Below are 24,260 nucleotides of genomic sequence, written 5' to 3' on the forward strand. Positions count from 1 at the left end.
CGAATTTTGCAAGCGGCCTTGTGTCCGGCCGCTTTGCCTCAAGCTGCCTGATAGGCGGCGCTGCGCGCAGCCATCACGGCATCAAAAGCCTCTCCCATGATCTCGGTCGATGGGGCAAGGCCGGTGAACAGTTCGAAGGCGTCCGCGGCCTGGTAGATCGCGAGCTCGCGCCCGGTCATGATCCGAGCGCCTTTCTCTCGCGCTGCGGCAAGCAGCGGCGGGATCAGCGGCGAATAGACGGCGTCGGCGACCCAGAGGTCCGCCCTGAGCAGCGCCGCCGGTACCGGCGTGTCGCGGCTCGGCAGCATGCCGACTGGCGTGCCGTTGACGAGACCGGTCGCGCCAACGAGCGCATCCTCGACGCTTCCAGCCACCCTCGCGCCGCCTTGCCCGGCGAGCAGCCCGGCGAGTTTCTCAGCGCGCGCCGGCTCGCTGTCGAAAATGCGGATGTCGGCGACTTTCAGGCTCGCCAGCGCAAACGCGATGGCCTTGCCAACGCCGCCGGCGCCAATCACCGCGACGGCATTGCCGGACGGCGCAAGCAGTGGCGCCACCGCCCGGGCGAAACCCGTGGTGTCGGTGTTGTGGCCGGTCAGCCGGCCATCTCCGACGACGACGGTGTTGACCGCTCCCATGCTGGCTGCGCCCGGCGCAAGCGCATCGAGAAGCGGGACCACGGCCTCCTTGTACGGGTAGGTGACATTGACGCCGGCGAAGCCGAGCCGCCGCACGCCTTCGAGCATCATGCGGAGCCCGGCCGCGTCGGCGCCGGCGACCTCGATGAGCTGGTAATGACCGCGCAGGCCAAGCGCCTCGGCGGCGCGCTCATGCATGGCAGGGGACGCGGAATGCGCGATCGGCGCGCCGATCAGGCCGGTGAGAAGCTTCTTGCTGGCGGCGTATCCGCGCTTCGACATGGTTCGCCATCGTCTGGTTGGGAGCGTCCGGTCCCGGCCATTAGCGGGGAAAACCGCGCAATTCCAGCTGCGACGATAGTCTTTCCTCCGCCTAACACAATTACCCTTTTATCCGGCAAACCTAACATCATGTTATTTCTTCCGGCCCCGTGCCGAAACGGTCTTGCCGTTGCCGCGGGACGGCTCGACCGCGCGCATCTCGGTGCGCAGGGACTCGATGAAATACTCGGCATGCAGCGACAGCGGCGCGCCGCGCTTCACTGCGACATAGGTGTCGAACCGTGTCGGCTCCGTGATCTTCAAGAGCTCGATCCCCGGATAGCCGCCATGGGCCACCGTGAACTGGTCGATGATGGCGATGCCGAGCCCCGCCTTCACCAGCGCGCAGACCGTGGTGCCGAAGCGCGCGCGGATGGAGATGTTGTAGTCGAGCCGGTTGCGCGCAAAGATCTCGGCCATGATCCGCCCATAGGGATCGTTCGGGTCGATGCCGATCAGCGGATAGCGGGTGATCTCGGCGGCCGAGACCTGCTTGCGGCCGGCGAGTTCGTGACCCGGCGGCACGATGCAATAGAGCTCGCCCGAGGCGAGTGGCATGAAGTCGAGCCCGGAATGCTCCAGCCGGTAGCTCATCGCGACGCACTCGCCGCGGCCGAGCAGGAGATAGTCGATGGCTTCCTCGAGCTTGAGGATGTTGATGTCGATGCCGAGATCGGGATAGCGGCGGCGGACGCGCTCGATCGCGCGCGGCACCATCACCTGCGAGATGCTCGGCACCGAGCCGATGCGCAGCTCCGACAGGCCGCCGCGGCCGATCTTCGAGATGATCTCGGAGAGATCGTCGACCTTCTTGTAGACCCCGTTGATCTGCTCGAAGATGTTCTCGGCTTCCGGCGTTGGGAAGTAGCGTCCGTTCTGGCGCTGGAAGAAGCGGATGCCGAGCGAACGCTCGGTATACTTGACCAGACGGCTGATCCCCGGCGCCGACACGTTGAGCAGCTTCGCCGCACCGCCGATGGTGCCCGTCACCATCACGGCACGGATGACCTCAACCTGGCGTAGCGTCATCATGGCCTTGAAATGTCCCTGGCATCGACAAGAGATCGCGGCGGCGATCATCTCACGAGAGATGCGAGGTCATCCAGCGGCAAGTGCGTCGATGTGGACGGAGGCGGCAGACTCTGCCCTCTCCCCTTGTGGGAGAGGGTGGCTCGCCGCGTAGCGGCGAGACGGGTGAGGGGTCTCTCTCCGCGACTTCAAATGGGAGTTGGATTCGCGGAGAGAGACCCCTCATCCGGCGCTTCGCGCCACCTTCTCCCACAAGGGGAGAAGGGAAACCAAATTTTCAGCCAGAGAGTTTCGACTAAAATCCGCGCGGTCAGATGGAGAGGCGGCATCGTCGCGCGATCCGCTGCATCGGCGTCGTCTGCTGCAATTGCGTTCTAGCTCGCCGGGCCCTCGGGCGATGCGTTCTCGGCCGCCTCCGCGTGCTCGCTTTGCAGCACCTTGCGCGCGAACTCGATGATCTTCTGCTTGTTCGCCGTTTCACGGACGGCAAAAAACACGCGGTTCAATTCCAGGCCGAGCACGCTGTTGAGGGCGATGTCCTCGTCTTCCATCATTGGTTTCCCGCTTCAGACGTTTCAGGTGTATCGCGGCGCAAATTCTGCCACAAGTAGTTTAAATCTTCGGAGCAGATGGGCACCGGGAAACTACGGCCACAGCCATTTGAGGCAGTTCGCAGATACGTGCTATACGGAAGCGGCGAGGGTCAGGAAACGCACCGATGTCCGCCGTAGAATATGGCCGGGAGGCGCTCGACTTCATTGAAGGCCTGCAGACCTACCGCGAGGTACCAGACGCCATGAATGCGCTCGAAGCGGCCTTTGGTCGCTTCGGCTTCGAAACCATCATCGTGACGGGATTGCCGAATCCCGACCAGCGGTTTGCACAGATGGTGCTTGCCAAGCGCTGGCCGGCGGGATGGTTCAGCCTCTATACCGAGAACAATTACGACCGCTACGATCCCGTGGTGCGGCTCTGCCGGCAGTCGGTCAATCCGTTCGAGTGGTCGGAAGCCCCCTATGACGCCGAGCTCGAGCCGAACGCAGCCGAGGTGATGAATCGCGCCAGCGAGTTTCGCATGTCGCGCGGTTTCATCGTGCCGATCCACGGGCTCACGGGCTACGAGGCCGCGGTCTCGCTTGGCGGGGTCCATCTCGACCTCAATGCCCGCAGCAAGCCGGCGCTGCACCTGATGGCCATGTATGGCTACGACCACATTCGTCGTCTGCTTGAGCCGGTGCCGCATCCGTCCACGCGCCTCACTCGGCGCGAGCGCGAGGCGATCGCCTGGGCTTCGCAGGGGAAATCGGCCTGGGAGATCGGCGAGATCCTGCACATCACGCAGCGTACCGCCGAAGAGCACCTTGCAACCGCCGCGCGCAAGCTCGGCGCCGTCAACCGTACGCATGCGGTGGCGCTGGCGATTCGCAACAAGATCATCGCTCCCTAGGCGCCTCACTGGGAAATTTCCCAATATCGAATCTGCGTCTTTTCGCGGAGTCTGCCTCCATTGAGGATGAATGGGGGTTTTCATGATTCACGCAATTTCCTCCGCAAATCACCACCTCTATGAGGATGTAATCGAGCAGCATTTCCGGCTGCGTCACGACATTTTCGTCGAGGAGCGGCGCTGGGAGACGCTGCGCAGGCCGGATGGCCGCGAGATCGATTCCTATGATGACGAGGACACCGTCTATCTGCTGGCGCTGGAAGAGCGCCGCGTCGTCGGCGGTCATCGGCTCTACCCGACCACCAAGCCTTCGATGATGAGCGAGGTGTTCCCGCATCTGGCAGCGGTCCGCGGTTGCCCCGCGGATCCGCTGGTCTGGGAATGGTCGCGCTACTTCGTTGTGCGCGATCGCCGCGACGGCGCGCTCAACCTGCAACTGATGGCGGCGGTGCAGGAATTCTGCCTCGATCAGGGAATCGCGCAGGTCAGCGCGATCATGGAGACGTGGTGGCTGCCGCGCTTCCACGAGGCCGGGTTCGTCGTCACGCCGCTCGGCCTGCCGGCCCTGGTGGAGAACGCATGGACCATGGCGGCGACCATCGACATTCGCCGCGAGACTCTCGATGCCCTGCATGATCGGATCGGCATGGCTTCCGTCGTGCAGCAAGACGGCCCGCGACTGGATGCCGTCGCCCGTGCCAACCTCTGCGGCTTCGCTGCCGCGCAACGAAAGAGCGCCTGAGATGTCGAACATGATGCGGGACAGCCAGATCATGGCGCAAACGAAGGACGAAAATCTCGGCTACATGTCCGATATGGCGCTCGAGCTGGCGCAGATGGCGGAAGACGCCGGGTTGGCGACGCTCGCCTATCTGTTCCGGATGGCAGCGCTCGAAGCCACGACGGCCAACGGCGGGCTCGCCGAACCCGATGATCTGCCCCGGCAGATGACATCGCACTAGACGTCCCCTGCACTCCGACAAATCTGCACCCTCTCGTCCGTCCGCCGGCGAGAGGGTGATCGCTTGGGTGCGGCAGGTTGCCCCAGCCTGCGCGGCAGCCTTCTTGCAGTGTCGATCTCGATCGCATGCATCGGCATGCAACAAAGTGCATGTTTGATGTCGAATCGCTCTTGCCTCGGAACGATACTGCCATTACCCATTTTTCGGCCTTGAAGAGGCAGGGGGAGCTCTTTCACTGATGGCGACATTGTTCGAACATCGGCGCGACGCTGCGTGCGCCTGAAAGAGTCTTGATGCTGCTTGTCGTCGAACAGTTCCTGAACGGGTTGCAGTTTGGCCTGCTGCTGTTCCTGCTCGCCGCCGGCCTGACGCTGGTGTTCGGGATCATGGATCTCGTCAACCTCGCGCACGGCTCGCTCTATATGATGGGGGCTTATTTCGCCGCGACCTTTGCGGCCTGGACCGGCAGCTTCCTGCTCGGCGCGCTGATGGCGCTAGGGGCCACGCTGGTGCTCGGTATCGTGCTGGAGGTGACGGCGCTGCGGCATCTCTACGGCCGCGACCATCTCGACCACGTGCTCGCAACCTTCGGCCTGATCCTGTTCTTCAACGAAGCCGTGCGGCTGATCTGGGGGCCGGCCGGCCTTGCGCTGCCGCTGCCGGCCTGGCTCACCGTGCCTGTGCCGATCCTGCCCGGCATTCACTATCCCGCCTATCGCCTCGCCATCATCGTGGTGGCTTTGCTGGTCGCGCTGCTGCTCTATCTCGGCGTGATGCGTACCCGCATCGGCATGCTGATCCGGGCCGGCGCCTCCAATCGCGAGATGATCGGTGCGCTCGGCATCAACATCAAGCTGCTCTATACGCTGGTGTTCGGTTTGGGAGCCGCGCTCGCGGGCCTTGCCGGCCTGATGCAGGCGCCGATCCTGACCGTGCAGATCGGCATGGGCGAGAACATCCTGATCCTCGCCTTCGTCATCATCGTGATCGGCGGCATCGGCTCGATCCGCGGCGCGTTCCTCGCCGCGATCTTCGTCGGCATGATCGACACGCTCGGCCGCGCCTTCCTGCCGAACCTGTTGCGGCAGGTGCTGAGCGGCGCCGCTGCCTCCACCGCCGCGCCGGCGCTGTCGTCCATGCTGATCTACCTCCTGATGGCGATCGTGCTGGTGGTGCGGCCGGAGGGGCTGTTTCCGGCCAATCGTCGATGAAGGCTTTCACGGTGAGCAAGGCCGTCACGGCCCTTTTGCTGGCGGGCCTCGTGCTGCTGCCGCTCTATTCGCAGCTCTCCGGCAACATCTTCATCCTGACGCTGTTCACCCGCATCATCATCCTGGCGCTGGCGGCTGCGAGCCTCAACCTCATCATGGGCTTTGGCGGCATGATGAGCTTTGGTCACGCCGCCTATCTCGGCATCGGCGGTTACGCGGTCGGCATGCTCGCTCAGGAGGGCGTGGGAAGCGGCTTCATCCAGTTTCCGGTCGCGCTCGCCGCCTCCGCCATTTACGCGCTCGTGATCGGCGCGCTCTCGCTTCGCACCCGCGGCGTCTATTTCATCATGATCACGCTTGCCTTCGCCCAGATGGCCTATTACGTCGCCTCGGGGCTGGCGCGTTACGGCGGCGACGACGGCCTCACCATCTACAAGCGCAGCGACTTCTCCGGCCTGATCGATCTCGGCAATCGCGTGCAGTTCTACTATCTCTGCCTTGCCTGCCTGTTCGGCGTCATCTTCCTGATCTGGCGCATCGTCAATTCGCGCTTCGGCCTCGTCGTGCAGGGCCTGCGTTCCAACGAGCAGCGCATGCAGGCGATCGGCTTCCCGGCCAAGCGCTACCAGCTGGTCTGCTTCGTCATCTCCGGCACCATGTGCGGCCTTGCCGGCGCGCTGCTCGCCAACAACACCGATTTCGTCAGCCCGGCCGTGATGTACTGGACGCGTTCCGGCGACCTCATGGTGATGGTGATCCTCGGCGGCATGGGCACGCTGTTCGGCCCCGTCATGGGCGCCGTGGTGTTCCTGCTGCTGGAAGAGTTCCTGTCCCAGATCACCGAATATTGGGCGCTGATCATGGGTCCGCTGCTGCTGCTGATCGTCCTGTTCGGCCGCGGCGGCATCATGGGCGCGCTGGGGAGGGCTGGCCGTGGCTGAACCCTTGCTCCGCGTCGAAAAGCTGGTGCGTCGCTTCGGCGGCATCATCGCGACGGATCACGTCTCGCTCGACGTCGCGGCAGGCGAGCTGCACGCCATCATCGGTCCGAACGGCGCCGGCAAGACCACGCTGATCAGTCAGCTCACCGGACATCTCTCCCCGCATTCCGGTAGCGTTTTGCTCGGTGGCCGCGACATCACCGATCTGCCGGCCTATCGCCGCTGTGCGCTCGGGCTCGCGCGTTCGTTCCAGATCACCTCGCTGCTGCTCGACTTCACCGCCGCCGACAACGTCGCGCTGGCGGCACAGGCGCATGCCGGAACCTCGTTCCGCTTCTTTGCCAACGCGCGCAAGGAAAAGGGCCTGCGCGATGCCGCCCATGCGGCGCTCGATCGCGTCGGGCTCGCGCATCGCGCCGACGTCGTGGTGAACAGGCTCAGCCATGGTGAGCGGCGCGAGCTGGAGCTTGCCGTCGCGCTCGCCAGCAAGCCGAAATTGCTGCTGCTGGATGAGCCGATGGCCGGCCTCGGCGTCACCGAATCCCAGCGCATGGTGAAGCTGCTCCAGGAGCTACGGAAGGAAGTGTCGATCGTGCTGGTCGAGCACGACATGCCGGCGGTGTTCGCGCTGGCCGATCGCATCTCGGTGCTGGTCTATGGCCGCGTCATCGCCTCCGGCGATCCGGCCTCGATCCGGGCCAACGAAGACGTCAGGCGCGCCTATCTCGGCGATCAGCATGTGGTGACGCATCATGGCTGACACATTGCTCGACGTCGAAGGCATCGAGACCTGCTACGGCCTGTCCCAGGTGCTGTTCGGCCTGTCGCTGTCGATCAAGCCGGGCGAGATGGTGTCGCTGATGGGCCGCAACGGCATGGGCAAGACCACCACCATCCGCTCCATCATGGGCCTGACGCCGGCGCGCGCAGGCGCGATCCGTTTCGCTGGCGCCGAGGTGCGTCAGCTTCCGTCCTACAGGATTGCAAAGCTCGGCGTAGGCCTCGTTCCGGAGGGGCGCCAGATCTTCCCGAACCTCACCGTGCGCGAAAACCTGGTGGCGGCCGCCGCCGACCGCTTCGGCAGCCGCAATCCCTGGACGCTCGCCGCAATCTATGTGCTGTTTCCGCGCCTCGCCGAACGCGCGTCGAATATGGGCAACCAGCTCTCCGGCGGCGAGCAGCAGATGCTCGCGATCGGCCGCGCATTGATGACCAACCCGAAGCTTCTCATTCTGGACGAGGCAACCGAGGGCCTTGCGCCGCTGATCCGCGAGGAGATCTGGAGCTGCCTGTCGCTGCTCAAGAGCCGGGGACAGTCGATCCTGGTCGTCGATAAGAACGTCGACCACCTCGCCCGCATCTGCGACCGCCACTACATCATCGAGCGCGGCAGGACGGTATGGAGCGGCACGTCCGACGAACTCGTGGCCGAGCCGGATCTGCAGCACAAATATCTGGGAATTTAGCGCTTCCTCGCGCGAGGTGAGCAGCGGAATGCCAGCGCCTCGCATTCCCCGTCATCTGGTCAATCGATCTTACCCAATTCGCTGCAGCGCCCGACTAACGTGCGAGGCGGTGCGCGCCGATCTCGATCAGGGTGGTCCGACAGGACAAGCGATAGATCAGGCTGAAAAATTGATCCCACATGACCGAACTCCGTTGTTGATCATGGAAGGAAGTTATAGGCCGCGTGTCTTTCCGGCGTTTTTCGCGGAATGAGGAAATGGCTTCGTCCGGAGTGGCGCAATGTCGTCGGAACATTCCGGAAGAAGTCGCCTCACGGGAGCGTGAAGTAATGCCCTCGGCTTGAGGCCGGCCCGGATTCCGATAGAAGCCGGTAGTTCTCCCGAGATGAAGCGCGCGCGGCGAGGCAGTATCGTGCGGCGCTTCAGACTTGGTTGTCGAATGAGTTCCGATCGTGAAGATGATCCGCCGATCCTCATCTGCTCGAGATGCAGGCGGCCAATGAAGTTCCTGGCGACGCTGCCGGGAATCGTCATGCTCCGTTCGGAGCACGCCTACCATTGTGTTCCGTGCCGGCGCGTCGACACGATTCGGCTGGAATAAGCCATCGATGCCGGATTGGGCCGGACTTGCTCAAAACATCTCGAAATACTCGCGATGCTCCCAGTCCGTCACCTCGGACAGGAAGCGATCGATCTCGGCGTTCTTGATGTGGGTGTAGTAGTCGACGAATTCGGCCCCGAGCTTCTCGCGGAAGAAGGGATCGTCCTTCAGCGCGGCGACCGCATCGCGCAATGATTTCGGCAATGGCGGCGCTTTGGTCTCGTAGGGCGTGTCCGCCGAGGGGCCGGGGTCGAGCTTGCGGTCGACGCCGTCGAGACCCGAGAGAATCTGTAGCTGCATTCCCGTTGTCTCGAAGCCGGTGCTATAATGGCTCCAAGCATGAGAGAACAGGGAGGACGCCATGCACCATACCATGGTTCCCAGCGATCGCGTGGAGCGTGTCGCCGTCTATGGACGCGACGGGACGAAGCTCGGCACGATCGAACGGCTGATGCTCGACAAGCTGAGTGGAATGGTTGCCTATGCCGTGATCAAGACCGGTGGACTGCTTGGCACCCATCATCACTACCCTCTCCAGTGGAACGCGCTGAAATACGACCCAAGCCGCGAGGCGTTCCGGATCGAGTTGACGCTGGACGAACTCAGTAGCGGCCCGTGCGAGTTCGATGGCGATGCGTTCGACTGGGGCGACCGTTCGCGGTCCTACCCGCATCCGCATTACTGGTCGATCTAGCGGGTAAGCCGGCCTGGCAGCCCGCATTCTCGGCACGGGCTGGCGGGGCTCGAACCGCGGCCGTCGAGCCGCGTCTGACGTGATCGTCCGGTTATCCGGCGAGCGGCTCTTCGCCGACTTTGGGCCAATAGGTGCCAAAGCTCCAGAGGTTGCCCTCCGGATCGCGCGCGGCGAAATCGCGGCTGCCATAATCGGTTGTGTAGGGCTCCATTTCGATCTTCGCACCAGCGGCTTTCACCTTCTCGTAGAGCGCGTCGGGATCATCAACAGCCAGATACACGGCATCTGTCCGCCGGCCGCTGATGTCACCAACCCGCTTGGCGTAGGCGTCGTCGCGATGCGCCCCCAGCATGAGAATCGACGATCCGAACGCCAGCTCGGCGTGAATGACCGTGTCTTCCCTGCGGTACACCACGCGTTCGGCGAAGCCGAGAACGTTCTTCAGCCAGGCGATCATCGCCTCCGCGTCCTTGCAGCGCAAGGTGTGGTAGAGGCGCGGTGCTTCGTAGCCGTTCGGCTGGTTCATGAAATTCTCCAAATTCGGTGCAAGTTCGGCGCAAGTCCTTGCAAGCTTGCTGCGACGCCGACCCTAGTTCGGATCATGGCGGCCGGCTTGAACAAATGGGACTTGACCGTTGCCTCGCGCCGTCCTGGCGCTAGCCCCCGCCGTCCCGCATCAGGCGTGGATCGACGACATCGAGCCGCGCGGCCCATCCGGTCGGCGTCTCGCCGCTGAATATCCGGAAATCGCGAGCAAGATGCGCCTGGTCCGCATAGCCGGCGTCTGCTGCAATTGTGGCCCAGCCGCCTGCGCCGTTCGTCCGGGCCAGCGCACAGGCCCGATGAAAGCGCAGCATCTGGGCCAGCGTCTTTGGCGGAACGCCGATCTCGTTGTGGAAGCGACGCGTGAGATGCTTGCGGCTCCAGCCGATGTCGGAGGCGATGGCGGCGATCCTGATCGCGCCTGCGCGTCTCCAGAGCGTCTCCAGGGCGAAAGCTACCGCTGGCGAAGGCTCGTGTACGGCGCGGCGAAGCACGAAGTCTTCCACGATCTCGAATCGCCGCCGCCAGCCGACCGCCTCGGCCACCCTGGCGCGGAGGTTCTCACCATCCCGTCCCAGAATGTCGTCAAGGCCGACCATGCGGGCGGTCAAATCGGGCACGGCTCCTCCGAAGAAGCGATACGCCCCGAGCGGCGTGAAATCGACCTGAACGCATTCGGCGCGGCCGTCGGATTCGATCAGGACCGGCCCGGGAAAGAGACCCGCCGCGAAACTCGGCCGAGCGTCGGCAGCATCCGGTTGCTGCCCGAGCGCAATGCGGAAGGGCGTTCCCAAGTTCACCAGCAGAGGAAGCGCAAGCGGTGCGGCGTGGCGGAAGGCGGCCAGGCCGAGGCCGCGCTCGCGGTAGAACGAGATGCTGGAGACCAGCCGCGCAAGGCGTGGTGAGGCAGATCGACGGATGACATCGGCAGTTGCGTCCATCGCGCGTCTCGCTCGTTCGCGCCCAGCATAGCGTCGCGATGGCGCCCGTCCAAGTGTATCGCTACAGCACCGTGCTCTGCCGCGCTTCCGCCTCACGCTCCATGTCGCGGCCGGACAGATCCTCGCCCTGCATGTTGGCGTAGTCGCGCGCCATCTCGCGCATCAGGAATTTCGCAGGCACGTCGTGATAGCTGCCGCGGTCGTTGACGTATTGCATGTAGGCACGGCCTTCGCCGTCGAAGGGGTGCAGCAGCGCATCGGTGTGGCCGTCGAAATCGAGCGGGACCACGCCGACCTTGGCGCAGAGCGTATCGTTGAATGTGGGCGTCGCCTTGCGCCAGGCGCCGTCGACATGCACCTCGGTAAAACCGTGCCAGGTGAAGATGTCGGTGCCCATGCTCGCGCGCAGCTTCTCGGTGGTGAGATGGTTCTTCACATCGGCAAAGCCGACACGGGCGGGAATGCCATGGACGCGGCACGCGGCCGCATAGAGTGACGCCTTGCCGACGCAATAGCCTTGTCCGGCGGCGAGGACGCTCGATGCGCGAAAAGTCTCGGCGACGCGCATGCTGACATAGGGGTTGTAGCGGATCCCGTCGCGCACCGCCTTGTAGAGCACGCGAGCCTTCTCCCGCGCGCTCGCATCCGCGCGCACCGCGTCGTTCGCGAATTGCTGCACGGTGGGATGATCGCTGTCGATATACTCACCGGGATCGGTGTAGAGACGGCGGATCGTATCGGGAAGGATGTCGGTCATGTCTGGAGTTTAGCAGGCAGTCGCCGCGGAACTCAAATCACACGATACGGGTGCATGGTGCGCGTTCGAATTGCGCTGGGGCGCCTCGATCGCAGCGCTGCCGCCGATCCGCTCGAACATGGAAGTGGTGACGTCGGTGGAGGTCGTTATTGAAGCCCTGAAGTTGGTTGCTCTTCATATCGTCCATTTACGGAACGAAAAGGGATGCGAAGTGCTTCAGCGCGCTCAGCTGCGCTCCCTCCCCCCTTGCGGCCGGGCAATCGCATATGGTGCGCACGGTGCGGCGGCATCGGCACTAGGCTCCCTCCCCCGCTTGCGGGGGAGGGTTGGGGAGAGGGTGTCTCCGCGCTGGGATTATTGAGATTAACTGAGGACGTCCCTGCGTGGCGAGAGCCCTCACCCGCCGCGCTCTGCGAGCGCGTCGGCCTCTCCCGCAAGCGGGAGAGGCGGAGCAAGCCAGCGGACAATCCCCGTGAAATCCATATGCGATTGCCCTGCCGCTTGCGGGGAGAGGGTTGGGGTGAGGGGTACTCTCCGCGCGCGCGACGAGAGTTGGCGCACGCCCCGCTGGCAGCGCCCCCGCGGTGAGTCCCCCTCACCCGGATCGCATCTGCGATGCGCTCCGGCCTCTCCCCGCAAGCGGGGAGAGGCGAAGAAGCCGCCCCCAAGACGTGGATGCCCGGCGCGAGGCCGGGCATGACGCAACCATCAGACATCGGAGTGTCTTGCGTACGCGGCGCGCTCAGGCGTGCCGCTCTTCGAGTGTGGGCTCGACGATCAGGCCCAGCGTATGCTCGGGATTGAGGTGCAGGCCCGGATCCATGAGCTCGCCGCGCATCAGCGCCAGCGGCGCCTTGTGATAGAGCATCAGGTCGTGGAACGGATCGGTCAGGATCTTGGTCATCCAGACGAGGCCGGTCTCGACGTCGCGGATGAAGAACAGGTGCACGGTGCGAAACAACAGGCCGCCGCCGCCGACCACGAGCCAGATCTTGGCGACCTGACGCATGAAGTCGGTCGCGCTCGCCCAGGGCGTGAACAGGCCGAACAGCGTCGGATCGACAAGCAGGACCAGCGGCGACAGCGCCCAGATCGCCATCAGCACCACCTTGCGCTGCAGGTTGTAGCCGACCTTGATCTCTTCCTTGTACTCGTGCGTCGCATGGTTGATGTGGTCGTAATCGTGCGGCTCGAAGAAGAAGTGTCCGGCCTGACGCGAGGTCATCGAGATCAGCCAGCCGACCAGCGCGGAGACCACGGGGTCGATGAACAACCAGACATAGGCGAACAGGAAGCTCAGCGCGCTGACGAAGTGCAGGCTCTGATTGATGCGGCTGTGGTGATAGTAGCGATGGTCGTCCCAGCGCTGGATCCGCAGCTGCTCGAGATAATTCTTGATCATGCTCTCCCCCAAAATGCTTTCGGGTACGGGATTACAGGGATTCGATGTAGGCCGTGTGACATCATCATTTTGTCATGTGACGATGCGCAGCGGCGCGATGACGCACGGGTTACTCTCTCCCCTCATCCTGAGGAGCGCGCTCTTGCGCGCGTCTCGAAGGATGAAGGCCGAGCTGCAGCAGCCGGGCCTTCATGATTCTCCGAGCGATGCGAAGCATCGTCCGGGAGACGGCGCTTGCGCGCCTCCTCACCATGAGGAGCAAGAACTCAAGCCGCCTTGGCGACGTCGACCTTGCGGAAGCGCACCAGCGAGAAGTGACCGAGCGGCGGGATCAGGCGGCGCTCGGCGAGCTCGATGCCGTTCGCGCCGGAGAGCCACTTCGCATAGCGCGACCAGGCGAACTCGGCGGTGCGGAAGCCGAGCGGACGCACCACCGGCTGGAGCCTCTGCTCGATGAAGCGGCGCATGCCGGCATCGGCGCTGACGCGGGTCAGGATGATCAGCTCGCCGCCCGGGCGCAGCACGCGGACGAATTCGTCGAGCGCCTTCTCCGGGTTCGGCACGGCCGTCACGACGTATTGAGCCATCACGACGTCGAAGGAATTGTCGGGGAATTCGAGCTTCTCGGCGTCCATCACCGCGAGTCCCTCGACGTTCTTCAGCTTCTGCTCCTTCACCCGGCGGCGCGCCTTGTCCAGCATCGCTTCCGAAATGTCGGTGCCGAAGATGCGAAGGTTGGGGGCATAGAGCGGCAGCGAGATGCCCGTGCCGACGCCGACCTCGAGCACGCGGCCGCCGATCTTGTTGGTGGCCGCGATCGCGGCCTGCCGCCCCTTGGCGAACACGCCGCCGAACACGAGGTCGTAGACGGGCGCCCAGCGGTCATAGGCCTGCTCGACCGTGCCACGGGTGAGGTCGAGCTGCTGCGTGCCGTCAAGGTTCATGATCTTAGCCATCGATGAGGTTCTCACTGTGGTTCGAATTGACGATCAGCTGCGCACCGGCCGCCGCGCCATGCGAGGCGAGGCACGCAAGGCGCGGCTGGGCTGAAGAGAGGTGAGATTGCCGACGAACTGGCGCGCGCTGTTCTCCCAGGAGCGCTCCAGCGCGAAATTGCGGCAGGTCTCGCGCGACATGGTGAGCGCGCGCAGGCACGCGGTGCGCAGGTCGTGGTCGATCGCGCCGATCGGGTGATCGGCGATGACGTCCTTCGGACCCGTCACCGGAAACGCCGCAACCGGGGTGCCGCAGGCGAGCGCCTCGAGCTGCACCACGCCGAAGGTGTCAGTCAGGCTCGGAAAGACGAAGACGTCGGCAGCGGCGAGATGCGCGGTCAGATCCGCGCCCTTCTTCTCGCCGAGGAAGACCACGTCGGGGTACTTCTTTTCGAGCGCCGCCTTCTGCGGGCCGTCGCCGACGACGACCTTGGTGCCGGGCAGGTCGAGCGAGAGAAAGGCTTCGAGATTCTTCTCCACCGCCACGCGGCCCATGGTCATGAAGATCGGCCGCGGCAGGTCGAGCCTGGCCGGAGAATCGGGATGGAACAGTTCGGTGTCGACGCCGCGCGTCCAGAAGCCGAGCCGCTTGAAGCCGCGCTCGGACAGCTCCTGCCGCAGCGAGGGCGTCGCCACCATCGTCATGGCGGCGGCATCGTGGAAGTGGCGCAGCACCGCATAGCCGACGGCGGCCGGGATACCGGTCCGCACCGCGACATATTCCGGAAAGCGCGTCGTGTAGGAGGTGGTGAAGGCGAGCCGGTTGCGGCGGCAATAGGCCCGTGCCGCCCAGCCGATCGGGCCCTCGGTCGCGATGTGCAGCGCGTCCGGCGCCGCCCGCTCGATCCGCCGCGCGATCTCCTTGGCGCCCGGCAGCGCGATGCGCAGGCCCGGATAGGTCGGCAGCGGCCAGGACGGAAAGCCGTCCGGCGTGAGGAAGTCGATCTCGACGTCGAGGGCCTTGGCCGCGTTCGCCAGCGAGGTCAGCGTCCGCACCACACCGTTGACCTGCGGATGCCAGGCGTCAGTCGCGATTAATACCCGCATGGGGAAATTCCGAGAGTTTGATGATTCTCAGGCATCGACCATCAACGAAGGATATTTCAGGCGTGTGACGTCACAGAAGTGTCGGCGTGCTGTTTTGTTCGTTAACGGGCGCGCGGAGCCACGAAACTGTCATGAAACAATCCTTTCCGCGACGAAACCGTTTTCGGTTTTCCGCGCAAATGTCCCGAAACGTTTCGCCGTTAAGACTTGAGGCAACGGAGCACCGAAACGGTGCCGCGGTGAGCAGAAACACCGAGCAAACAGGGGCGACCAATGTTCAATCTGGATACGTTCAAGACGTTTTCGCGCGCCGTTGCGTTCAGTGCAGCCGCGATCTCCGCAATCTCATTGACAGGCGCAGCCAACGCCGCGCCCGCGCAGCTTTTCCCTCTCTTCCAGCCGCTGCCGCCAATGGCCGCGCCGCAGCCGATCCAGCCCTATCAACCCTATCAGGCAACGCCTTACCAGGCTGCGCCGTCGGAAGATCAGGACGCGGTCGAGATGCCGGCCCGCTTCCGCCGCCAGACCGTTTCCTATGCGACGCGCGAGGCGCCGGGCACCATCATCATCGATACGCCCAACACCTATCTCTATTACGTGCTCGGCAACGGCCAGGCGCTGCGCTACGGCATCGGCGTCGGCCGCGACGGCTTCACCTGGTCCGGCATTCAGTCGGTGAGCCGGAAGGCGGAATGGCCGGACTGGACCCCGCCGCCCGAGATGATCGCCCGCCAGCCCTATCTGCCCCGTCATATGGCCGGCGGTCCCGGCAATCCGCTCGGCGCCCGCGCCATGTATCTCGGCGGCACCATCTACCGCATCCACGGCACCAATGCGCCTGACACCATCGGCAAGCGCGTCTCCTCAGGCTGCATCCGCCTGACCAACGAAGACGTCACCGACCTCTATTCCCGCGTCAATATCGGCACCAAGGTGATCGTGCTGCCGATGACCGAACGCAGGGCCGAGCTCGGCACGGCGACGCGCTGAGCGACCGGACATTGTGACGCAAGCGGCCCCGGAACCGGCCGGGGCCGTCTTTGTTTGCCCTCGACATCCCGACGCGCCTGCTGCGGCGCGATCCCCGATGGAGGCGCAAATGCAACCCCGGCTGCAACGTTCGTCAAAAGCGTGGGTGCACGCGATCGGCGCCGGGGCACTGACGCTGCTGTTGTCCGCGCCCTTCTCGCTCGCGCAGCAACCAGCGAGTGACGATACCGGCCAGCAGGCCTTCAACAACTCCTGCCGCACCTGCCACTCCATGAAGGAGGGCGACAATCGGCTCGGTCCCAACCTCAACAAGATCGTCGGACGCAAGGCCGGCTCGCTGCCGGACTACAACTACTCCTCGTCGATGAAGGAAGCGGGCTTCGCCTGGGACCAGGACAAGCTCACCCGCTTCATGGTCAAGCCGGACGAGGTCGTCTCGGGCCACAAGATGCAGCCCTATGGCGGCGTCTCGGCGGAGGAAGCGGGCAAGGTGTTTGCGTATCTGCAATCGACCGGAAGCCAACAGGAACGGCGCTAGGTGCCCGTTGGCTCATACCGTCGCTCGACGTGGAACGATTTCGCCGTGATCAACCAGCTGTCATTGATGCGGTGGTACGCCAGATAGTCGACATACTGGAGCACATCGATCCGAACCCGGACCTTCACGAGTGCTTGCGCCGGCGACACCACGTCGATCAGCAATACTTCCTGAAGCCGCGGTGCATCCTTGGATTCTGGCGAAGGGGTCGACGCCAGCAGGGTTCTGTAGTCGCGAACCGGCAATATCCGCAATTCCGCGTCGCGAATTCCATGGAGCTGCGCAGTCGGCGCAAAAACGCGGTCGAACTGCGAAACATCACTGTCGTACATCAGCGTGAAGTAACGGTCGACAGCCTCCAGCAGGGGCGCGAGAGTCGGGCCTTCGGTCATGGTTCACTCCATTGTTGGCAGGATCGGAGCACTCCATCCCATGGAAAGCCGAGGCATGTCCTTGCGAACTGGGCTAATCTCGACGGCTCGGGCGCAACATCGTGCCCTTCTTGATCCAATGGGATGCGGTTCATGCCAAAATGCGAGCTGGATGCGATCGACCGGCGCATCGTCACCGAACTCCAGACCAATGCACGACTGAGCAATATCGAGCTGGCGGACCGGGTCGGCTTGTCGCCATCGCCATGCCTGCGGCGCGTGCGGCGACTGGAGCAGGAGGGATATATCGACGGCTATCGCGCCTCCTTGCGGCGTGGCCGTCTCGGGCTCGGCTTCTCGGCCTTTCTCGGCGTCAAGATCAGCGGCCACGCCAACGACCAGGCGCTGAGCTTCGAGAGGACCGTCGTCGCCATGCCCGAGGTCGTTGCCTGCCACCTCGTCGCCGGAGAGGCCGATTACCTGCTCGAGATCGTCGTGCCCGAGCTCGAGGACTATCAGCGCTTCCTTGTCGACAAGCTGCTGAACCTGCCGATTGTGCGAGAGGTCCGCAGCAGCATCGCGATCCAGACTCTCAAGGCCGACGCGCCCCTGCCGCTGGCGCATCTGTCCTGGCCATGATCAAACTGCTGACGCCTGCCGACGCCTCGCTCTACCGCGAGATCAGGCTGGAGGCGCTCGCCGCGCATCCCGAGGCCTACTCCAGCACGCTCTCGCGCGAGCAGGGAAAGCCGCTCGCCTGGTTCGAGGAGCGCCTCACGACATCGGACGTCTTCGGCGCCTTCTGCGCCCAGGACCTCGTGGGCGTTGCCGGCTTTCACCGCGTGGACGGCGCAAAGACTGAGCACAAGGCGGCGCTCTGGGGCATGTATGTGCGGCCGCAGGCGCGCAAATCCGGTACGGGCCGGAGGCTCGTCGACGCGATCGCGGCGCACGCTGCGACCCGTGTCGAACAGCTGCAACTCGCAGTCGTCAGCGAGAACGAGGCCGCCTTGCGCCTCTACGCCGACGGCTTCGTCGAATACGGTCGCGAGGTGAAGGCGCTGAAGCAGGACGGACGATACTACGATGAGATCCTGATGGCCTTGCACTTCGGCGGACAAGGCTCGTGACGATGCGGCCCCGGCGAGACCGGGGCTTGTTTGTGCCGGAGTCATCCGCACCTACTGACGCGCGGCGTGCCTTCGCCCCGCAATCTGCCGCAGCCACGCCGATGCGTGAAACGCGCTCATCAACAGATACATCGGCACCATTCCGCCCAGCGCGGAACCTGGTCCGGCGGAGCAGAGCGCGTCCGCCGGACCGCCGGCGAGCACGGCGGTCAGCAGCGCCATGATCGCGAAGGTCGGCGTGGCCGCCAGAGCGAGCCATCGGGCGAGGTGACCCGCGGTCGCGGCGCCGTCGTGGCCGGCGCCGGGGGCCGCGCTGGCCGGACCGGTCATTTCCGTTCCCCCGCGGCCTCCTCGCGAAAGGCCTTCTCGCCGGCGTCCGAGATCTCGACCCATTTTTTGTCGGGCGCGGCGCCTTCGGTGTAGCTGTCGTGCCAGTTCCACCATTTGTAGGTCGGCGTCTGCGGATAGCCCTCCGGCGAGTCCTCCCACACCTCCTGGCGGCCGAGCGGCGTGATGTCGAGATAGTTCCAGGTGCCGCCCATCTGCTCGTCGCCCCGGCTCTTGACGAAATAGGTGCGAAAGATGCGGTTGCCGTCGCGGTAGAACACGTTCGTTCCGTGCCATTCGCCGACGCCGAAATCGGCATCGAAGCTGTCGGTGATGGTGACCCACGGCATGGTCCAGCCCATCCGCCGCTTCAGCCTCACGATCTCGGCCTGCGGCGCGCGCGAGGCGAAGACGAGCGTGGTGTCGCGGGCGTTGAGGTGCGCGACATGGGCGACCTGGTCCGCCACCATGGAGCAGCCGCGGCAGGCATGATCGGGCCAGCCGAACACGCCGGGCTCGAAGAACGCGCGGTAGACGATCAGCTGCCGCCGGCCCTGGAACAGGTCGCTCAGGCCGAGCTTGCCGCCGGGCCCCTCGAACGCATAGGTTTTGTCCACCGCCATCCACGGCATGCGACGCCGCTCGGCGGCCAGGGCATCGCGAGCACGGGTATGCGCCTTTTCCTTCACGAGCAGTTGCTGACGGGCTGCCTCCCAGTCCTGCGGCGACACCACCGGCGGTGTCTGCATGGCGGTCTTTCCGTGCGTCGCTGCGTTGTCTGCTGAATTCATCATGGTCCTCCAATTCCCTTGCCTGGGCGAAGCTCCGCCGCACCTTGACGGTCGCGGAACCGATCGTCCCTCGCCGCACATCGTCGGCCGTCAGCGATTTCTGGCACCGGACAGCCGCGCGGTGGGAGTAACAAGTGTGGCGGGATTGACATGGAGTCGCTGATCACCGCCGCCGCGCGCGCGCTCGAAGCCGGCGATCCGCTCGGCGCGCTGAACCGCGTTGCGTTGCGCAACGATGCGCCGTCGCTCGCGCTGCGCGGCATCGCGATGGCGCAGCTCGGCGATCTCGCCAAGGCCAAGACGCTGCTGCGAAGCGCCGCGCGCCGCTTCGGTCCGCGCGAGGCGGTGGCACGCGCAAGATGCGTGGTGGCCGAAGCCGAGATTGCGCTGGTCTCGCGCGATCTGAGCTGGCCGGTGAAGACCCTCGCAGCGGCACGCGCGACGCTGGAAAACCATGGCGATCTCGCCAATGCCGCCCATGCGGGCCATATCGAGGCGCGCCGTTTCCTACTGGTCGGGCGCCTCGACGAGGCCGAGCACACCCTGGCCGAGGTCCGTCCTGCGCCGCTCCCGCCCGCGTCCCAGGTCGTCCGCGAACTCGTGGTCGCCGGCATCGCGATCAGGCGGCTCAGAACGAAAGAGGCGCGCACGGCACTCAGCCGCGCGGCTCACGCAGCGCGGCTGGCCGAAATCCCGGCGCTCCTGGCGGAGGTCGACAGCGCGAGCCTCATGCTCGACACGCCGGCAGCGCGCCTGATCACGCGCGGCAGCGAGCACCCGCTGTTGCTCGGAGAGGTCGAAAGGCTGGCGACCTCGACGGCGCTCGTCGTGGACACCTTCCATCATGTCGTGCGCAAGCAAGGCGTCGTCGTGCCGCTCGGAACGCGGCCGGTGCTGTTCGCGCTCGCTCGCCTGCTCGCGCAGGCATGGCCCGCGGACGTCTCGCGAGAGGCGTTGATATCAGGCGCCTTTCACGCAAGGCACGCCGATGAGTCGCACCGCGCGCGATTGCGCGTCGAGATCGGACGGCTCCGCACCAAGCTGAAGCCACTGGCCGAAATCAGCGCGACGAAGCCGGGCTTTGTGCTGACGCCGCGGAAGACGCGCGACGTCCTCGTGCTGGCTCGGCCCCTCGAGGAGAAGCACGCGGCCGTGCTGGCCTTTCTCGCCGACGGCGAGCCATGGTCGAGCTCGGCGCTCGCAGTTGCGCTTGGGATCAGTCCGCGCACAGTGCAGCGGGCGCTCGACGAGCTGGCGCGGTCGCACAAGGTGCAGTGCTTCGGACACGGACGGGCGCGCCGCTGGATGACGCCGCCCGTTCCGGGTTTCCCGACAGGCTTGTTACTCCCCACCCCGCTCCTGAAGACGTAGGATGCGCGCAGCACAGGGATCGAGCACATGAAACGTTCAGCCGCCGAGATCGTCACCGAGTATGGGCCCTTTCCAGGCGTCGAGACCGTGCATGGCGTCACCTATGACGGCAGGCACGTCTGGTTCGCATCCGGCGACAGGTTGAACGCCGTCGATCCGGCCAGCGGCAAGATCGCGCGCTCCATCGACGTCGCCGCGCATGCGGGAACGGCGTTCGACGGCCGGCACCTGTTCCAGATCGCCGAGGATCGCATCCAGAAAATTGATGCCGCTTCGGGCAAGGTGCTCAGCACCATTCCGGCGCCCGGCGGCGGCGGCGATTCCGGCCTTGCCTGGGCCGAGGGCTCGCTCTGGGTCGGACAATATCGCGAGCGCAAGATCCATCAGGTCGATCCCGAAACGGGAAAGGTTCTCCGCACCATCGAGAGCAAGCGCTTCGTGACCGGGGTGACCTGGGTCGACGGCGAGCTCTGGCACGGCACCTGGGAGGGCGAGGAGAGCGATGTGCGACGGATCGACCCTGATACGGGCAAGGTGCTGGAGCAGCTCGACCTGCCCGCCGGGACGGTGGTGTCGGGGTTGGAATCCGACGGCGGCGACCGCTTCTTCTGCGGCGGCGGCAATCGCGGCAATGTGAGGGCGATCCGCCGTCCTCGGCGCGGCTAAAGCATGATCCGGAAAAGTGCGCAGCGGTTTTCCGGATCGTTCATGCTTAAACGACAGCCTAAGGCGCGATGACGATTCATCCCGATCGCATCGCGCCTTAGCCTCGCAATGCTTGAACGCCTGGTAGCGGCGCGTTCGCGGCCGTTAACCTGTTCGCCCCAATTCCACCCCACCTGTGCGCTCTAGCGCCCTCTTCGCCCGCCCTGTAGAATCCCGCCGGGGCTGCTTGGGGGATTGATGCGACCGACGTTGAATCTGAAGACCATCCTGATCGGCCTCGCTGTGCTCGCGGCGTCGTTCTTCATCAGCCTGAAGGCGATGGACTTCCTGTCGCCGCACGCGACGAACTCGGCGCCGCCGGTCGCACAACTGCCGCCGCTGCCGCCGGCGTCGAAGAGCTCCATCGTCATCGCGCCGGTCGCCATCGCGATATCTGCGATCCGCGAGCAGGCCGAGAAGGCCGCGCCGCGCAATTTCGCCGGCAAGGCCGACAACCCGATCTCGCAAATCCTGGAGAACGCCGATATCGGCTGGTCCGCCGCGCGCGGCCCGATGGCGGCTGCCGGAGACAAGGACGTGCTGACGATCTCGACGCCGCTCAGCGGCAGGCTGAACGTGACGGGGTCGCTGTCGTCGAAAGCCACGGGCGCGCTCGGCGACGCGCTCGGCAGCGTGCTCGGCGGTGACGCGGCGAAACGGATCGGCGCCGTCAACATCAAGAACCTGAACGCCAGCGCCGAGATCAAGGGCAACGTGGTCGTCACCTCGCGCCCGAAGCTCGCGGCCGCCTGGCATCTGGAGCCCAATCTCGGCGCCCAGGTCAATCTCGGCGACACCAATCTCGCGGTCGCCGGCGCCAAGGTCAACGTGCCGGCGCAGGTGAAGCCGCTGATCGACAAGACGGTCGGCGAGCAGATCAACGCGGTCGCCGAACGCATCCGCAACGATCCTTCGCTGCGGGAGAACGCCAGGGTGCAATGGGCCAAGGCGTGCCGCTCGATTCCGCTGCAAGGCTCGGGCTCCTCGGCCGCGCTGCCGCCGCTCTGGCTCGAGATGAAGCCGGTGCGCGCGATCGCGGCGCAGCCGCGCGTCGATGCGCAGGCCGTGACGCTGCTGCTCGGCCTCGAGGCCGAGACACGTGTCACCTCGACGGCGACCAAGCCGGAGTGTCCGTTTCCCGACAAGATCTCGATCGTACCGCCGACCGGCACCGGTGTGAGCATCGGCGTGCCGATCGACGTACCTTTCACCGAGATCAACAAGCTGATCGCAGCGCAGATGGTCGGCCGCACCTATCCCGAGGACGGCTCCGGCCCGGTCGACGTCACCGTCAAGAGCGCCAACGTGACCCCTTCGGGCGACCGGCTGCTGATCTCGCTTCTGGTGCGCGCCAAGGAGAAGAAGAGCTGGTTCGGGCTCGGCGCCGAGGCGACCGTGCACATCTGGGGCCGGCCGATTCTCGACCAGGCACGGCAGACGCTGCGGCTCGACGACATCGAACTCGCGGTGGAATCCGAGGCCGCCTTCGGCCTGCTGGGCGCTGCCGCGCGCGCGGTGGTGCCGCAGCTGCAGCAGGCGCTGTTGCAGCGGGCAACGCTCGATCTGAAGCCGATCGCTGCGAACGCCCGCGAGAAGATCGCGGCCGCAATCGCCGACTACCAGAAGAGCGAGGACGGCCTCAAGGTCGAGGCCAAAATCGACAGCCTGACGCTCGCCGACATCGCCTTCGATTCCAAGACCCTCCGCGTGGTCGCGGAAGCCGGCGGCTCGCTGAACGTGTTCGTGACGAAGCTGTCGGGCATGTAGCGCGCCTTCATTCCGGACCCGCACGCGCCTTCGCCGCTTCCGCCGCTGGCATTCTCGCCCGAGGATGCTAAGCTGTTCCTCGCGACATCGGACGAGGTCGTGGCAGCAACGTAGCTGATAACGCGAGGACGACATGGAAGCCGGCATGGTCACACCTGCGCCGGCACTGGTACGCTTTTCCGGCATTCAGAAGACCTATGATGGCGAGCATCTCGTGGTGAAGAACCTCGATCTCGACATCAGGAAGGGCGAGTTCATCACCCTGCTCGGCCCGTCGGGCTCGGGCAAGACGACGACGCTGATGATGCTGGCCGGCTTCGAGGTGCCGACCCATGGCGAGATCTATCTCGCGGACCGCCCGATCAAGAACGTGCCGCCGCACAAGCGCGACATCGGCATGGTGTTCCAGAATTACGCCCTGTTTCCGCACCTGACGATCGCGGAGAACATCGCCTTCCCGCTGTCCGTTCGCAAGACGAACAAGGCGGAAGTGCAGGAGCGCGTGAGGGCAGCGTTGCGCATGATCAAGATGGAAAGCCTGGCGCACCGGCGGCCGGGTCAGCTCTCCGGCGGCCAGCAGCAGCGCGTGGCGCTGGCCCGCGCGCTGGTCTTCAATCCGCAACTCGTGCTGATGGACGAGCCCCTTGGCGCCCTCGACAAGCGCCTGCGGGAGCAGATGCAGCTGGAGATCAAGCAACTGCACGAGACCACGGGCATCACGATCGTCTACGTCACCCACGATCAGAGTGAAGCGCTCACCATGTCAGACCGCATCGCCGTGTTCAACGATGGCATCGTGCAGCAGATCGACAGGCCCGATGCGCTGTATGAGCATCCGGTGAACAGTTTCGTCGCTCACTTCATCGGCGAGAACAACGTGCTCCCCGGCACCGTCGAAGCGGTCGACAAGGGCTATTGCCGCGTCGCGCTGACGGCTGGCGGCACCGTGACCGCTCGGGCGATCAATGTCGCAGGCGCGGGCGCATCGACCTCCCTGTCGGTGCGGCCGGAGCGCGTCGCCATTGTCCTGGACGACGGCTCCGGCGAGGGACCGAACCGGCTGCCGGCAAGGGTGCAGAACACCATCTATCTCGGCGACCACGCGCTGGCCGTGCTCGACGTCGCCGGCAACGGGGAGTTCATGGTCAAGCTTCAGCCGGGCGCGCATGACAGCCTGAGACATGGCAGCCTGAGACATGGCAGCCTAAGGCCTGGCGAAGACGTCTTCGTCACGTTCCGCCCGGAGGACTGCCTGGCCCTCGATCCCGCCTGATCCAC

The 24,260-nt window shown here is 65.1% G+C and carries 28 protein-coding genes and 1 pseudogene; 16 read left to right on the plus strand and 13 right to left on the minus strand.

Annotation, left to right across the window (positions count from 1 at the left end):
• Positions 1–38: 38 nt before the first annotated feature.
• From AC1RQP_RS07140 to AC1RQP_RS07150, 3 genes are all read right to left on the minus strand, one after another.
• Complete coding sequence (locus AC1RQP_RS07140; protein ID WP_492936432.1) at positions 39–917, minus strand: shikimate dehydrogenase; 879 nt, start codon at positions 915–917, stop codon at positions 39–41.
• 132 nt (positions 918–1,049) lie between these two features.
• Positions 1,050–1,988 (minus strand): LysR family transcriptional regulator, encoded by a 939-nt coding sequence (locus AC1RQP_RS07145; protein ID WP_239627995.1) that lies wholly within the window; start codon positions 1,986–1,988, stop codon positions 1,050–1,052.
• A gap of 371 nt (positions 1,989–2,359) precedes the next feature.
• Positions 2,360–2,536 (minus strand): hypothetical protein, encoded by a 177-nt coding sequence (locus AC1RQP_RS07150; RefSeq protein WP_492936433.1) that lies wholly within the window; start codon positions 2,534–2,536, stop codon positions 2,360–2,362.
• A gap of 167 nt (positions 2,537–2,703) precedes the next feature.
• Between AC1RQP_RS07150 and AC1RQP_RS07155 the strand changes: the two genes are divergently transcribed.
• The 7 genes from AC1RQP_RS07155 to AC1RQP_RS07185 all read left to right on the plus strand — a co-directional run bounded on the left by AC1RQP_RS07155 (position 2,704) and on the right by AC1RQP_RS07185 (position 8,012).
• The gene (locus AC1RQP_RS07155; protein ID WP_239627994.1) at positions 2,704–3,432 is read left to right on the plus strand and encodes a helix-turn-helix transcriptional regulator; all 729 of its coding nucleotides are present in this window, start codon (positions 2,704–2,706) and stop codon (positions 3,430–3,432) included.
• Between the two features lie 82 nt (positions 3,433–3,514).
• Positions 3,515–4,174, plus strand: a complete 660-nt coding sequence (locus AC1RQP_RS07160) for an acyl-homoserine-lactone synthase (RefSeq protein ID WP_492936434.1) — start codon at positions 3,515–3,517, stop codon at positions 4,172–4,174.
• A 1-nt stretch (position 4,175) separates the two neighbouring features.
• The gene (locus AC1RQP_RS07165) at positions 4,176–4,394 is read left to right on the plus strand and encodes a hypothetical protein (protein ID WP_239627990.1); all 219 of its coding nucleotides are present in this window, start codon (positions 4,176–4,178) and stop codon (positions 4,392–4,394) included.
• Between the two features lie 293 nt (positions 4,395–4,687).
• Complete coding sequence (locus tag AC1RQP_RS07170) at positions 4,688–5,605, plus strand: branched-chain amino acid ABC transporter permease (RefSeq protein ID WP_036042790.1); 918 nt, start codon at positions 4,688–4,690, stop codon at positions 5,603–5,605.
• Positions 5,602–6,546: a branched-chain amino acid ABC transporter permease gene (locus AC1RQP_RS07175; protein WP_028179512.1), complete on the plus strand. Its 945-nt coding sequence runs from the start codon at positions 5,602–5,604 to the stop codon at positions 6,544–6,546. Before AC1RQP_RS07170 ends, AC1RQP_RS07175 begins: the two co-directional genes overlap by 4 nt.
• Positions 6,539–7,306 carry an ABC transporter ATP-binding protein gene (locus AC1RQP_RS07180; protein ID WP_492936435.1) on the plus strand — a complete coding sequence of 256 codons (768 nt, stop codon included), beginning with the start codon at positions 6,539–6,541 and terminating at the stop codon, positions 7,304–7,306. Before AC1RQP_RS07175 ends, AC1RQP_RS07180 begins: the two co-directional genes overlap by 8 nt.
• Entirely contained in the window at positions 7,299–8,012 is a 714-nt protein-coding gene (locus AC1RQP_RS07185; protein WP_239627985.1) for an ABC transporter ATP-binding protein, read from the plus strand. Before AC1RQP_RS07180 ends, AC1RQP_RS07185 begins: the two co-directional genes overlap by 8 nt.
• Positions 8,013–8,643: 631 nt before the next feature.
• Here the strand turns inward: AC1RQP_RS07185 and AC1RQP_RS07190 are convergent.
• A pseudogene (locus AC1RQP_RS07190) lies at positions 8,644–8,913 on the minus strand (glutamine synthetase); the annotation flags it as partial.
• Positions 8,914–8,974: 61 nt separating this feature from the next.
• Between AC1RQP_RS07190 and AC1RQP_RS07195 the strand changes: the two are divergent.
• Positions 8,975–9,307: a PRC-barrel domain-containing protein gene (locus AC1RQP_RS07195; RefSeq protein WP_492936436.1), complete on the plus strand. Its 333-nt coding sequence runs from the start codon at positions 8,975–8,977 to the stop codon at positions 9,305–9,307.
• A gap of 91 nt (positions 9,308–9,398) precedes the next feature.
• Here AC1RQP_RS07195 and AC1RQP_RS07200 read toward each other — a convergent pair whose 3' ends face one another.
• The 6 genes from AC1RQP_RS07200 to AC1RQP_RS07225 form a co-directional block, all read right to left on the minus strand.
• Positions 9,399–9,833 (minus strand): VOC family protein, encoded by a 435-nt coding sequence (locus tag AC1RQP_RS07200; RefSeq protein WP_492936437.1) that lies wholly within the window; start codon positions 9,831–9,833, stop codon positions 9,399–9,401.
• Positions 9,834–9,963: 130 nt separating this feature from the next.
• Positions 9,964–10,791 (minus strand): AraC family transcriptional regulator, encoded by an 828-nt coding sequence (locus AC1RQP_RS07205; protein WP_492936438.1) that lies wholly within the window; start codon positions 10,789–10,791, stop codon positions 9,964–9,966.
• Between the two features lie 61 nt (positions 10,792–10,852).
• Positions 10,853–11,548, minus strand: coding sequence for a transglutaminase-like domain-containing protein (locus AC1RQP_RS07210; RefSeq protein ID WP_492936439.1), 696 nt, complete (start codon positions 11,546–11,548; stop codon positions 10,853–10,855).
• Between the two features lie 742 nt (positions 11,549–12,290).
• A complete protein-coding gene (locus AC1RQP_RS07215) occupies positions 12,291–12,950 on the minus strand; it encodes a hypothetical protein (protein ID WP_492936440.1) in 660 nt (219 codons plus the stop codon).
• A 266-nt stretch (positions 12,951–13,216) separates the two neighbouring features.
• Positions 13,217–13,906: a class I SAM-dependent methyltransferase gene (locus AC1RQP_RS07220; RefSeq protein ID WP_492936441.1), complete on the minus strand. Its 690-nt coding sequence runs from the start codon at positions 13,904–13,906 to the stop codon at positions 13,217–13,219.
• A 33-nt stretch (positions 13,907–13,939) separates the two neighbouring features.
• Positions 13,940–14,992 (minus strand): glycosyltransferase family 4 protein, encoded by a 1,053-nt coding sequence (locus AC1RQP_RS07225; RefSeq protein ID WP_492936442.1) that lies wholly within the window; start codon positions 14,990–14,992, stop codon positions 13,940–13,942.
• Positions 14,993–15,265: 273 nt separating this feature from the next.
• Here AC1RQP_RS07225 and AC1RQP_RS07230 point away from each other — a divergent pair, with 273 nt between their 5' ends.
• Together AC1RQP_RS07230 and AC1RQP_RS07235 are read left to right on the plus strand one after the other, a co-directional pair.
• A complete protein-coding gene (locus tag AC1RQP_RS07230; RefSeq protein WP_492936443.1) occupies positions 15,266–15,982 on the plus strand; it encodes a L,D-transpeptidase in 717 nt (238 codons plus the stop codon).
• Between the two features lie 97 nt (positions 15,983–16,079).
• Positions 16,080–16,520 (plus strand): c-type cytochrome, encoded by a 441-nt coding sequence (locus AC1RQP_RS07235; protein WP_492936444.1) that lies wholly within the window; start codon positions 16,080–16,082, stop codon positions 16,518–16,520.
• Here the strand turns inward: AC1RQP_RS07235 and AC1RQP_RS07240 are convergent.
• A complete protein-coding gene (locus AC1RQP_RS07240; protein WP_492936445.1) occupies positions 16,517–16,912 on the minus strand; it encodes a nuclear transport factor 2 family protein in 396 nt (131 codons plus the stop codon). The genes AC1RQP_RS07235 and AC1RQP_RS07240 overlap by 4 nt on opposite strands.
• Positions 16,913–17,044: 132 nt before the next feature.
• Here AC1RQP_RS07240 and AC1RQP_RS07245 point away from each other — a divergent pair, with 132 nt between their 5' ends.
• Entirely contained in the window at positions 17,045–17,530 is a 486-nt protein-coding gene (locus tag AC1RQP_RS07245; RefSeq protein WP_028178078.1) for an Lrp/AsnC family transcriptional regulator, read from the plus strand.
• On the plus strand, positions 17,527–18,021 hold the full coding sequence (locus AC1RQP_RS07250; protein ID WP_492936446.1) for a GNAT family N-acetyltransferase: 495 nt from the start codon (positions 17,527–17,529) through the stop codon (positions 18,019–18,021). Before AC1RQP_RS07245 ends, AC1RQP_RS07250 begins: the two co-directional genes overlap by 4 nt.
• 51 nt (positions 18,022–18,072) lie before the next feature.
• Here AC1RQP_RS07250 and AC1RQP_RS07255 read toward each other — a convergent pair whose 3' ends face one another.
• Both AC1RQP_RS07255 and AC1RQP_RS07260 read right to left on the minus strand, forming a co-directional pair.
• Entirely contained in the window at positions 18,073–18,351 is a 279-nt protein-coding gene (locus AC1RQP_RS07255; RefSeq protein ID WP_239626490.1) for a hypothetical protein, read from the minus strand.
• Positions 18,348–19,142 (minus strand): DUF899 domain-containing protein, encoded by a 795-nt coding sequence (locus AC1RQP_RS07260; protein WP_492936447.1) that lies wholly within the window; start codon positions 19,140–19,142, stop codon positions 18,348–18,350. Before AC1RQP_RS07260 ends, AC1RQP_RS07255 begins: the two co-directional genes overlap by 4 nt.
• Positions 19,143–19,289: 147 nt before the next feature.
• On the opposite strand from AC1RQP_RS07260, the gene AC1RQP_RS07265 reads away from it, so the two are divergent.
• From AC1RQP_RS07265 to AC1RQP_RS07280, 4 genes are all read left to right on the plus strand, one after another.
• Positions 19,290–20,510 (plus strand): helix-turn-helix domain-containing protein, encoded by a 1,221-nt coding sequence (locus AC1RQP_RS07265; protein WP_492936448.1) that lies wholly within the window; start codon positions 19,290–19,292, stop codon positions 20,508–20,510.
• A gap of 27 nt (positions 20,511–20,537) precedes the next feature.
• The gene (locus AC1RQP_RS07270) at positions 20,538–21,176 is read left to right on the plus strand and encodes a Vgb family protein (RefSeq protein ID WP_492936449.1); all 639 of its coding nucleotides are present in this window, start codon (positions 20,538–20,540) and stop codon (positions 21,174–21,176) included.
• A gap of 237 nt (positions 21,177–21,413) precedes the next feature.
• Positions 21,414–22,982: a DUF4403 family protein gene (locus AC1RQP_RS07275; RefSeq protein ID WP_239626497.1), complete on the plus strand. Its 1,569-nt coding sequence runs from the start codon at positions 21,414–21,416 to the stop codon at positions 22,980–22,982.
• 133 nt (positions 22,983–23,115) lie between these two features.
• Positions 23,116–24,255, plus strand: coding sequence for an ABC transporter ATP-binding protein (locus tag AC1RQP_RS07280; RefSeq protein ID WP_239626499.1), 1,140 nt, complete (start codon positions 23,116–23,118; stop codon positions 24,253–24,255).
• Positions 24,256–24,260: the final 5 nt, after the last annotated feature.

The sequence above is a fragment of the Bradyrhizobium sp. GW821-FHT13H06 genome (assembly GCF_058803975.1).